The 10831-nt window shown below is 74.7% G+C and carries 12 protein-coding genes; 5 read left to right on the plus strand and 7 right to left on the minus strand.

What is annotated here, in order from left to right; genetic code table 11:
• Positions 1–86 precede the first annotated feature (86 nt).
• The 3 genes from ACFVHV_RS41690 to ACFVHV_RS41700 are packed head-to-tail and all read right to left on the minus strand — an operon-like array spanning position 87 to position 2643.
• The gene (locus ACFVHV_RS41690; RefSeq protein WP_380358808.1) at positions 87–1058 is read right to left on the minus strand and encodes an NADPH:quinone oxidoreductase family protein; all 972 of its coding nucleotides are present in this window, start codon (positions 1056–1058) and stop codon (positions 87–89) included.
• A complete protein-coding gene (locus tag ACFVHV_RS41695; RefSeq protein WP_380358811.1) occupies positions 1055–1888 on the minus strand; it encodes an SDR family oxidoreductase in 834 nt (277 codons plus the stop codon). Before ACFVHV_RS41695 ends, ACFVHV_RS41690 begins: the two co-directional genes overlap by 4 nt.
• Entirely contained in the window at positions 1885–2643 is a 759-nt protein-coding gene (locus ACFVHV_RS41700) for an SDR family oxidoreductase (RefSeq protein WP_380358813.1), read from the minus strand. The genes ACFVHV_RS41695 and ACFVHV_RS41700 overlap by 4 nt, the downstream gene beginning before the upstream one ends.
• 189 nt (positions 2644–2832) lie before the next feature.
• Here ACFVHV_RS41700 and ACFVHV_RS41705 point away from each other — a divergent pair, with 189 nt between their 5' ends.
• The 4 genes from ACFVHV_RS41705 to ACFVHV_RS41720 all read left to right on the plus strand — a co-directional run bounded on the left by ACFVHV_RS41705 (position 2833) and on the right by ACFVHV_RS41720 (position 6271).
• Positions 2833–3459, plus strand: a complete 627-nt coding sequence (locus ACFVHV_RS41705) for a TetR/AcrR family transcriptional regulator (protein WP_380358816.1) — start codon at positions 2833–2835, stop codon at positions 3457–3459.
• Positions 3460–3799: 340 nt separating this feature from the next.
• Entirely contained in the window at positions 3800–4063 is a 264-nt protein-coding gene (locus ACFVHV_RS41710; protein WP_359909251.1) for an ABC transporter permease, read from the plus strand.
• An 18-nt stretch (positions 4064–4081) separates the two neighbouring features.
• The gene (locus ACFVHV_RS41715; protein ID WP_380358818.1) at positions 4082–4864 is read left to right on the plus strand and encodes a hypothetical protein; all 783 of its coding nucleotides are present in this window, start codon (positions 4082–4084) and stop codon (positions 4862–4864) included.
• A gap of 6 nt (positions 4865–4870) precedes the next feature.
• The gene (locus ACFVHV_RS41720; protein WP_380358821.1) at positions 4871–6271 is read left to right on the plus strand and encodes a hypothetical protein; all 1401 of its coding nucleotides are present in this window, start codon (positions 4871–4873) and stop codon (positions 6269–6271) included.
• Positions 6272–6366: 95 nt separating this feature from the next.
• Here ACFVHV_RS41720 and ACFVHV_RS41725 read toward each other — a convergent pair whose 3' ends face one another.
• The 4 genes from ACFVHV_RS41725 to ACFVHV_RS41740 form a co-directional block, all read right to left on the minus strand.
• Complete coding sequence (locus ACFVHV_RS41725; RefSeq protein WP_359909242.1) at positions 6367–7440, minus strand: M14 family metallopeptidase; 1074 nt, start codon at positions 7438–7440, stop codon at positions 6367–6369.
• 15 nt (positions 7441–7455) lie between these two features.
• Positions 7456–7785: a hypothetical protein gene (locus ACFVHV_RS41730; protein ID WP_359909239.1), complete on the minus strand. Its 330-nt coding sequence runs from the start codon at positions 7783–7785 to the stop codon at positions 7456–7458.
• Positions 7786–7885: 100 nt separating this feature from the next.
• Positions 7886–8608 (minus strand): TetR/AcrR family transcriptional regulator, encoded by a 723-nt coding sequence (locus tag ACFVHV_RS41735; protein WP_359909236.1) that lies wholly within the window; start codon positions 8606–8608, stop codon positions 7886–7888.
• Positions 8609–9175: 567 nt separating this feature from the next.
• Positions 9176–9790: a LysE family transporter gene (locus ACFVHV_RS41740; RefSeq protein WP_380358823.1), complete on the minus strand. Its 615-nt coding sequence runs from the start codon at positions 9788–9790 to the stop codon at positions 9176–9178.
• Between the two features lie 201 nt (positions 9791–9991).
• On the opposite strand from ACFVHV_RS41740, the gene ACFVHV_RS41745 reads away from it, so the two are divergent.
• Positions 9992–10621 (plus strand): maleylpyruvate isomerase N-terminal domain-containing protein, encoded by a 630-nt coding sequence (locus ACFVHV_RS41745; RefSeq protein ID WP_359909230.1) that lies wholly within the window; start codon positions 9992–9994, stop codon positions 10619–10621.
• Positions 10622–10831: the final 210 nt, after the last annotated feature.

Genomic DNA, 10831 nt, shown 5'->3' on the forward strand with positions numbered 1-10831 from the left:
GCGAGGTGCCGCCGAGCACCGTCCAGGTCGCGGCGGCGGCCAGCGCGGCCCGCCCCAGCGGCCGGCGGCCGGCCGCGCGCGGCGGGTCAGTCGCCGAGGACGGCGATCCGCCCGGTGCTGTGCCCGGAGGCGACGAGCCGGACGGCGTCCGGGGCGGCGGCCAGCGGCACCCGGGCGCTCACCAGGGGGCGGACGGCGCCCTGCTCGGCGAGCCTGCCGAGCTCGTCGTGGGCGGCGCGGACGGCGCGCGGGTCGTGGGTGTTGTAGAGGCCCCAGTGCAGGCCCAGGATCGAGTAGTTCTTCACCAGGGCGTGGTTGAGCGCCGGGGCGGGGATCTGCCCGGCGGCGAAGCCGACGACCACGATCCGGCCCTCGAAGGCGATGCACCGGGTGGAGCCGGTGTAGGCCTCGCCGCCGACCGGGTCGAAGACCACGTCCGCGCCGCGTCCGCCGGTGGCCTCCTTGACGGCGGCGACGAAGTCCCGCTCCCGGCGGTCCACCACCAGGTCCGCGCCGAGCGCCCGCGCCGCCTCCGCCTTCGACGGCCCGCCGACCACGGCGATCACCCGTGCCCCGGCGGCCCGGCCGAGCTGGACCGCCGCGCTGCCGACGCCGCCGGCGGCCGCGTGCACCAGCAGGGTCTCGCCGGCCCGCAGCCGGGCCCGGCGGTGCAGCGCGAACCAGGCGGTCTGGTAGCCGATGTGCAGGGCGGCGGCCTCGGCGTCGTCCAGCACCTCGGGCGCCGGGAACGCGGCGGCGGCGTCCAGCAGCGCGTACTCGGCGAAGGCGCCGTGCGGCAGCACCGGGTTGCCGATCAGCCGCTCGCCCCGCCGGGCGCCGTCCACCACCTCGCCGCACAGTTCCACGCCGGGCGTGAACGGCAGCGGCGGGCGGACCTGGTACTGCCCGCGCACCATCAGCGCGTCCGGGAAGTTGACGGCCGCCGCCCGTACCCGCACCAGCAGCTGCCCCGGGCCGGGTACCGGCCGCGCGACGTCCTCGACCAGCCGCATCACCTCGCCGGGCTCACCGAGCTCGTCGACCTGCCAGGCCCTCACAGCAGTTCACTCCTCTCCAGCCCCTGCTGGAGCCGGTTCATCCCGGTGAGCCAGCGGTCCGGCGCGGTGGCCCGGGCGCGGCAGTAGTCGGCGACCTCGGGGTGCGGCAGGAGCAGGAAGCGCTCCGCGCGCATCCCGTCCAGGGCCGCCTCGGCGACGTCCGCCGGGTCGAGCGCGGTCGGGGCCAGCAGCGCCTCGCCGACCGCGCCGGTGGAGGCGAGCAGATCGGTGCGCACGCCCTGCGGGCAGAGCGCGTGCACCCGCAGGCCCCGGTGGCGGTAGGTCGCGGAGAGCCACTCGGCGAAGGCCAGCGCGCCGTGCTTGGTCACCGAGTACGGGGCCGAGCCCAGCATGGTGAGCAGCCCGGCGGCGGAGACGGTGGCCAGGAACCGGCCCTCGCCGCGCTCCAGCCAGCGGGGGAGCAGCAGTTCGGCGGCCCGGACGTGGGCCATGACGTTGACCTCCCAGGCGCTCGTCCAGGCCGCGGCGGGCGCGTCCGCGCCGCCCACCGGGGCGACGCCCGCGTTGGCGCACCACACGTCGATCTCGCCGAGTTCGGCGCGGGCCCGGCCGACCAGGTCGGCGATCCCCTCGGCGGAGGCGGCGTCCCCGGGCAGTGCGGTGCCCGCGCACTCCTTCGCGACGGCGTGGGCGGCCCCGGCGTCCAGGTCGTTGACCGCCACCCGGGCGCCGGCCGCGGCGAAGGCCCGGGCCAGTGCGGCGCCGATGCCCCGGCCGCCGCCGGTCACCACCACGCCCCGGCCGTCGAACGCCCGGCTGTCGGATGTCCCGCCGTCGGGTGTCGGGTCGTCGAAGTCCCCGGGGGTCACATCCCACCGCCGAGGGTGACCCCGCCGTCCACGACCAGGGTCTGGCCGGTGATCCAGCCGGCGTCCGGGGAGAGCAGGAAGGCGACGGCGCCGGCGATGTCCTCGGGGACGCCGAGGCGGCCGAGCGGGTAGGCCCTGGCGACCTTCTCCTCACGGCCCTCGTACAGGGCCTCGGCGAATCTGGTCTTGACCACGGCGGGGGCGACGGCGTTGACCCGGATGCCCTGCGGGCCCAGTTCGGCGGCGAGTTCGGTGGTGAGCCGGATCAGCGCGGCCTTGCTGACGCCGTACATGCCGATCCCGAGCGAGGAGCGGATGCCGGCGATGGAGGCGACGTTGACGACGGAGCCGCCGTGCTCGCCCATCCAGGCGGCGTGCGCGCGGCGGGTCCAGGCCAGCGGGGCGAGCACGTTGACGGCGAGGATCTTGGCGGCGGCGGCCTCGTCGGTGTCCAGGACCGGCCCGTACACCGGGTTGATGCCGGTGTTGTTGACCAGGTGGTCGAGCCGTCCGAAGGCCTCCAGGGTGCGGGTGACGGCCTCCTCCTGGTGCGCCGGGTCGTCGGCCCTGCCCGCGACGGCGATCGCGTTGTCCGGGCCGCCCAGGTCGCGGACGGCCTCGGCGAGCGGTTCCGGGTTGCGGGCGGTGAGGCAGACCTTGGCCCCGCGGTCGACCAGCTCGCGGGCGATGCCGAGGCCGATGCCCCGGCTCGACCCGGTGACGACGGCCACCCGGCCCTTGAAGGAGTGCACCACGGAGCGTCCTGCCTTTCGTGCGAGGATCTCTGCCACCACCTGACTAAGCGCTTGCTCAGCATGCTGTCGGTGCGGGAGCCTGTCAACACTCCGGCGACCGCCCACCCCCGGCCCGAACGGTGGCCGACGGTCGGCCCGGGCGGGCGGTCGGAGGGAAAGCGTGTACGAGTTCTCTGGGAGGATGACGCCATGACCAGCACCCCGCTCGCCGACCTCTGGCCGACCCTGCCCGGCGCCGACGCCCGCCCCGAAGCGGCGTACCGGCTGCTCCAGGCCGCCGTCGAGTCGTTCGCGGAGCGCGGCTTCCACGCCACCACGACCCGGGACATCGCCACCGCGGCGGGGATGAGCCCGGCGGCGCTGTACATCCACTACCAGTCGAAGGCCGCACTGCTGGCCGAGATCAGCCGGGCCGGGCACGCCGCCACGCTGGCCCTGGTCCGGAACGCGGCGGCCGGCGAGGGCGGCCCGGCCGAACGGATGCGGCGGCTGGTCGAGCAGTTCACCGCCTGGCACGCCCGGGCCCGGACGGTCGGCCGGGTGGTCAACTACGAGCTGCACGCGCTGCCCGAGGACGCCTACGCGGTGGTCGCGGCGCTGCGCCTGGACATCGAGCGCGAGGTCAGCGCGCTGATCGGGGCCGGCGTGGCGGCGGGGGACTTCCAGGTGGCGGAGGTGCGCACGGCGGCTCGCGCGGTCACCTCGCTGGGCATCGACGTCTCCCGCTGGTACACCGACAATTCGACCGAGACGCCGGAGGAACTCGGGCGCCGCTACGGCGAGTTGGTGCTGCGGATGCTCGGCGCCCGGGTCTGACGCGGGAGGCGGCCCGGTCCGCCCTTGACCTGCTCACGGAGTGCGAGCAGACTCGTATACGAAGTACGTGTGCCTCGTAGGCGTACAGCGCAGGGACGGGATGCGGACGACCCGCGATCCCCTCCCGGCCGCACTCCCACCGCAGCTCCGACGCTGCGGATCGAAGCAGATCACCTCCCGCGGCGATCCCGCCCCCGACCGGCGGTGCCGAAGGGAGCAGACCAGACCCCGGCCCGGGCCGGCCCGGCCGGGTCGTGCCGCCGCCACGCGCGGCGGCACGGGAACGGCGCGCGCCGCGTCGCGGCGCGGCCCGGGCGGTTGGAGAAGGGGAGGCGCAGTGATGCCCTTCCGGCAAACGAATCCGGTCCGGCCCCGCTTCTGGCTGGAGACGGCCCTCGGCGGACTGTCCGGACTACTGTTCCTGCTCACCCTGGTGTGGCCGCAGTGGATCGAGACGCTCCTCGGCATCGACCCGGACGCCGGCAGCGGTGCGGCGGAGTGGCTCGTGGTCGCACTGGCGGCCGCCGTCACCGCCGCCTGCCTGCTCGGCGCGCGGATCGAGTGGCGTCGGGCGCACCCTTCCTCGGCCCGCGCGGTGCGGTGAGCGGAGAGGAGGACCGTCATGACCGACATGCCACCCGTCGCGCACGAGGAGCTCACCGAACTCGTCCGGCGGGCGCCGCTGAGCTTCGTGGGCACGGTCACCCGGGTCGGCGGCACCTCGCTCGCGGCCGTTCCGGCCGAGGCCAGGAACGACCGGACGGCCGTGGTCAGGGTGGACCAGGTGCTGCACGCGCCGGAAGCGTTCCGGCAGCTCGCGGGAAATGAGGTCACCGTCCAACTGTCGCCCGACGCGGGTCCGATGGGCGTCGGCGACCGGGCCGCGTTCTTCACCCAGGGCATGGTGTACGGGGAGGGCCTGGGCGTCACCGAGGTGGGCCGGCTGCCCGCCGAGGCCGTCCAGCACCACGTGTCGCTCGCCGCCACCACGGCCGACGAACAGCCGTTCAGCTCGGTGCAGCGGGAGATCCGCCACCAGGACCTGGCCGCGCACGCCGCGGAGGCGGACGCCGTGGTCGTCGGCACGGTGGTCGGCCTGGAACGGGCCGGCGGTGCCGACCGCGCCGACCGCCGGTCCGAGCACTCGCCGGACTGGTGGCGGGCGGCGATCGCCGTCACCCGGGTCGAGAGCGGCCGGGTGAACGACGCGACCCTCGCCGTGCTGTACCCCAACAGCCGCGACGCCCACTACTACCGGGTGCCCAAGCCCAAGGCCGGCCAGGAGGGGCTGTGGCTCCTGCACGCCACCCAGGACGACCAGCGCGAGCTCGCCCCGTACGAACTGATCCACCCCGAGGACTACCAGCCGGTGCACAAGCTCGCCGTGCTGCGCGAACGGAGGTGAGCCGACATGCCCACCCTCAAGGTCGTCAACATCACCCCGAAGGCGCTGAGCGGCACCGCGACCCAGGACTCCGAGCCGTTTCTCGCGGTCAACCCCGAGACGCCCACCGAGATGGTCGCGACCGCCTTCACCCCCGACCCGATGGGCGGTCCGCTCGCCCCGGTCTACGTGTCCACGGACGGCGGCGACAGCTGGGTGCTGCACGCCGTCGTCCCCGGCGCCGCGCCGGATCTGGGTACCGCCGACATCACGGTGGCCTTCGCGGCCCGGGGCGGTGCCCTGTACGCGGGCATACTGAACGGCCTGGCCGCACTGCACCGGCCCAGGCCGATCACCAGGATGCAGATCCTTCGAACGCCGAACATCGCCTCGACCGCGCCCATGGAGATCCTGGTGAGCCGGGACCAGGAGGACCAGCCGTGGGTCGTCGCCGACACCGTGACGGCCGGCGGCGCCGACCGCGACCGGGTCTACGTCGGCAACAACGGTCCGGGCCCGCGGACCGCCGTCGTGGACGTCTCGGGCGACGCGCGGACGGCGCCCGCACCGGCCGGATTCGTGCCCACGGTGATCGAGAACCGTGACCCGGCGAGTCAGGACGGGCCGCCGGTGCGCCTCGCCGTGCACCCCGACGGCACCGTCTACGCGGCGTTCGAGAGCTGGCGGACCAATGACCAGGGCGACCCGATCACCAACGTCACCTTCGACGTCGTGGTGAGCCGGGACGACGACGGAGGCGTCGGCGCCCACCCGTTCCAGGACCTCAAGGACGCCACCGACAGCGTCCCCGGGCAGCGGGTCGCGACCGACCGCTTCGTCGCGTTCAACTCGACCATGGGGCAGGAACGGCTCGGCGGCGACCTGACGATCGCGGTGGACCCGACCGACGCCGACCGCGTCTGGATCGCCTGGTGCGACCGCGTGGGCGGCCCGGGCGGTGTCGACAACACCCTGCACGTCCGGCACTCGCAGGACCGCGGCCAGACCTGGCGGAAGGTGCGCGACGACGTCACCGACGCCAAGAACCCGTCGCTGGCCGTCAACGAGGACGGTCTGGTGGGCTTGGTCTACCAGCGGTTCGCCGCCAATCAGTGGACGACGATCCTGGAGGTCACCGCCGACAACTGGAGCACCGCGCCGGAGTCCGACGTCCTGCACCAGGCACCCGCGAACGTGCCCCGTGCCGCGGGACTGCCCTTCCTCGGTGACTACATCCGGATGCTCGCGGTCGGGAAGGACTTCTACGGCGTCTTCGCCGGCAACAACACGCCGGACCGGGCCAACTTCCCGGTGGGCGTGACGTACCAGCGCAACGCCAACTTCACCGTCCACCAGCTGCTCAGCACCGACGGCGTGACCCGGGTGCCGCCGTCCATCGACCCGTTCTTCTTCCACCGGGCCGCCTGAGCGTTCCACCGGCCGCCCGAGCGCGCACCCGGAGCGCCCGCCACGAAGGGTCGTGGCGGGCGCCCCGCTGTCGGGCACTGTGGTTCGGGGGTTGTTCAGGCGGTGGCCAGGCAGAGCTGCACCAGCCCGGCGTCCACGTCGCGGATGATCTGTTCCATCTCCGCCCACCGCGGGTGGAACTCGGTGCCCCACTCGACGGTGAAGCCGAGCACCTTGCCCTGGTCGGGGTCGGCGAAGTTGCGGGAGTAGACGTAGTCGTCGCTGGTCCCGCTGGTCGGGTACAGGTGGAAGCCGCTCATCGGCTTGTACGACAGGCCGCGCACGCCGTTGACGCCCTTGCAGAACGCCTCGGCGAGCAGCACGGCGGTGTCCTCGTCGTCCTTGGGGATGTACTCGGCGTACGTGAGGTCGCCGGGCAGGCCGCGCTTGCCGTCGTAGTCGGAGTTGCGGAAGTTCATGTCGGGGTCGACCGACTGGTTCTCGTCGTCGCCCCAGTTGTAGAGCATGTCCTGCGAGTAGCTGTGCACGTCGACGAACCACCGGGTCAGCGGGAGCTGGTCCAGCAGCCACTGGACGTTGCGGGTCTCCGGCTCGGAGAACGGGCTCGGGCCGGCGTAGACCTGCTGGTCGCACGGGTCGTTCGACACCTGGGGGTTGGCGCCCGGGGCGAAGGCGGTGACGAAGTCGAAGAGGAAGTCGTAGTTGCGGTTGAGGTCGACGCCGACGCAGTCCGGGGCCGGGTTGCCGCCGGCGTTCGCCGGGTTGCGGTTCTTGCGCCACATGGGCCTGACGGTCTGGCTGTAGTGCCGGCCGTCGGGGTTGACCAGCGGGTAGAGCACCAGGTCGAGCCGCTGGAGCAGGCCGCTGACCTGACCGGCGGTGAAGGCGGTGCCGCCGTAGCCGAGGCCGGTGCCGTCCCGGTGGGCTTCCAGCAGGTCGGCGGCGAGGTGGACGAGGATCTCGCAGCTGCCCCATTCACGGGCGTGGACACCCCCGATCATCATGACGCACGGCTTGGGGGCCGCCGCGGGTTCGCTGATCAGCAGGGCGTGGGCGGTGCGGCCCTCGAACGAGGGCTCGGGCAGGGTGACGAGTTGGGTCAGGTCGGGGAAGGCGGTGGCCAGGCTGGTCACGGCGGACTCGACCTCGGTGACGTTCAGGTACGGCATGGGGGGCCTCCCGGGTCAGCCGGAGAGCTTGGCGGCCAGGCCGCGCGGGACGGCGTCGGCGGGGGCGAAGCGGTCGCCGCTGCCGACCTCGGCCTGGGCGGCACGCCCGGCCTCGCTGGCGTTGCCGGTCATGGTGACCGTGACGCCCTCGCGTTCGAGGGCCGGGATCCGGTCGGCCGGGACGTAGACGTCGATGCCGATGCGGCCGTCCTCCTCGACGTGCGGGCGTCCGCCGACGTCGGGGCGGGTGTCGCGCAGCAGCGCGCGCAGGGTCTCCGGGTCCTTGGCGGTGACGCGGAGGCGCAGGATGTCGTCAGGGGGTGATGTGTCGGGTGCGGAGGACATGGGGACTTCTTCCGGGCGCCGTCAGCGCGCTGCCGCGGTGGTGCCGGGCGGCGCGGCGGCGCCGATAGGAGCGGATATGTCCGACGTGTACCTCGTATCCTCAGGATCCGCCGTCACGGTAGAAGTCGTCAAGGGGCGGCTCGGGCATCCCGTCGAGCAGGCTGTCCAGGCCGCTCAGCATCTCGGCCTCGTGGTCGAAGTCGGCGAACCGGGGCACCAGGGCGCGCAGCCTGGGGTAGTCGGCGGCGGGCAGCCGGTGCAGGCCGAGCCGCAGGGCCGGGTCCGGCTCGCTCGGGTTGTCGACCACCTGGCGCTTGTCCACCAGCAGGCAGCCGAGGTTCCAGGCGACGAAGGTGCGGTAGACGGTCAGCGCGCCGGCGTCGTCGAAGCCGGCCCGGCCGAGCACGGCCAGGATGTGCTCGGTGAGGTCCAGCACCGAGGCCGGGCGGCGGGCCACCGGGACGGCCAGCGGGCGGGTCGCGACCAGCGGCAGGATCTCGGGGTGGGCGTGCGCGGTGGCGGCGAACGCCCGGGCGATCCGGCGCAGTTCGGCGCGCCAGCCGTCCGGGTGGGAACCGCCGGCGGAGCCGGCCCGCAGCCGGGCGTTGATCTCGTCGAAGTAGGCCTCGACCAGGCCGTCGATCAGGGCCTCCTTGCCCGGGGTGTAGCGGTACAGGGCCATCGACTCCACGCCGAGCTCGGCCGCGAGCCTGCGCATGGTCAGCGCGGCCAGGCCCTCGCGGTCGACCAGGGCCACGGCGGCGCCCAGCACCAGCGGGCGGCTCAGCCGGCCCCGCTTCTCGGGGGCGTCCTGCTCGGCCATCTCCGCGCTCCTCCGGGTCGGTGGCAGCGTTCCCGGTCGCGCCCGGGCCGTTCGGACGGTTCGGACGGTTCGGCGGACCGGCCGTGGCGCGGGGCCCGCTGCCTGGGCTGGGGGTTCGGCGTTTTCGGCGGATGTCACTCAGCGGATACAGAACCAGGATACAAGGTAGGAATCAGACGTAAACGGGTCAACGGGATTTGCCGGTCGGTTCGCCGATCCCGCTGGTCAGCCGACGGGTGGCGGAGCGGGGGTGGCGACCGGCGCGGCGACCGGGGCGGCGGGGCCGGTTGCGGAGGGTGGCCGACGCGGCGGCGGCGGACCGGCCCCGCGGAGTTCGGTGAACGGCGGTGACCACGCATGGGGCGGAGCATCGGGTGGCGGCCCGGTGACCAGGACGGCCGAGCCGGGTGCGGTGCGTAGTCGGGAGGCGGGTGGCGGTCGGTGGGGGAGTGGTGCCGGGCGCGCGGTGGCGGGTGGGGCGGGGTGCCGGCCGCCGCCCCGGGACCCGCACCCCGGATTCAGCCCCGGATTCAGCCCCGGTTTCAGCGCCGGATTCAGCCCCGGGACTCAGTCGAGCAGCAGCCGGACGGCGAGGGCGGCGACGAGGGCGGCCGAGCCGAGCGCGGTGAGCAGCCGGCCGCGCGGGCCGGTCAGCGCCCGGCCGAGCAGCGCGCCGCCGGAGGCCAGCAGCAGCTGCCAGCAGGCGGAGGCCGTGAAGGCGCCGACGGTGAAGGCGGCCCGGGCCGGCGCGCCCTCCTGGCTGCCGCCGCCGAGCACCAGGGCGGCGAAGTAGAGCACGGTGAGCGGGTTCAGCAGGGTGATGCCCAGCAGGACGAGGAAGGCCCGGGCGGGGGTGGGCGGCGCGGCCCGCGGTCCGGCGGTGGTGCCGGGACGGCCGCGCACCGCGGTGAAGGCCGTCCGGGCGGCCAGGGCCAGCAGCACCAGGGCGGAGACGATCCGCAGCGGCCGGGCGACCGGTTCGAGCAGCGGTGCGAGGCCGGTGCCGCCGGCCGCGGCGAGCAGCGCGTAGAGCCCGTCCGCGGTGGCCACCCCGAGCGCGGCGCAGGCGCCGGTGCGCAGCGAGGTGCGCGCGGTGAGCGACACCAGGTAGGCCCCGACGGCCCCCACCGGGACGGCCACGCCGAGCCCGGCGAGCAGCCCGGCGGCCAGCGCGGCCCTCATGGGCGGGCGGCGTCGGGCCTCCGGGGACGGCCGGGCTGCTGTCGGCCCGGGGCCGGGTGGGCGGCGGGCGCGGGCAGCGGGCGGGCGGCGGAGTCGGTCATGGGCCGATGGTGACGGCCCGGGGGAGGGGGCGGCAAACGGTTTTCCGGGAGCCCGGGATAGCGTGGGGAGACCCCGTGATCACCGTCCTGAGGAGAGCCGATGAGCAGTCAGAACGACCCGGTGCGCGCGCTGTTGGCGGAGGCCTGGGTGTCCTGGGCGGAGCGGGGCGCGTCCCTGGCCGCCGAGGACTGGGAGCGGTCCACCCGGCTGCCCGGGTGGACCGTACGGGAGTTGTACGCGCACGTGGCGCCGGTGCCGGAGATGTTCACCGGGCTGCGCGCGGCCGTCCTGGACGGGCGGCCCGAGGTGGTGGACGGGGCCGGCATCCTGCGTGTCTACAACCGGCCCGGCGGCATCGCCCACACTGCCGCCGACCAGGTCGCCGAGGCGGCGAAGCAGGTCGCCGAGGTGGCCGAACCCGCCGTGCTGATCGCCCGGTTCGGCGTCGAGGGGCCGGCCGCGCTGGACGGCCTCGCGGACCTTCCGCCGGGCACCGCGGTGGCGCACCCGCTGCTCGGCAGCGTGACGGTCGGCGCGCTCGGCGAGGTGGCGCTGATGGAGGCGACCGTCCACCTGCTCGACCTGATCGCGGCCGTCGGCGGCCCGCCGCCCGCCGAGGGGGCGCTGGACTTCACCCGTGCGCTGCTGGCGCGGGTCGCCGACCCGGTGGACTTCATCGAGGCGGCGACCGGCCGCGGCGCGGCGGCGGTGCTGCCGGTGGTCCGGTAGGGCGCCGGGCCGGTCCCCGAGGGGCCGGCCGACGGTGAGGCGTATGCGTCTCATGTCATGAGCCTTTCAAAGGTGCGGGTTTGCTGTCACTCTGCTGCTCCCGGCCCGATCCCCACGAGAGGCTCCGATGAAAAGACTCCTGCCTGCCCTGACCGGCGCCGCGCTGTTCGCGGCGACCGGCCTCGCGGCGCTCGCCACCCCCACCGTGGT

The sequence above is a fragment of the Kitasatospora sp. NPDC127116 genome, from assembly GCF_042677365.1.
Taxonomy (GTDB): domain Bacteria; phylum Actinomycetota; class Actinomycetes; order Streptomycetales; family Streptomycetaceae; genus Kitasatospora; species Kitasatospora lactacystinica.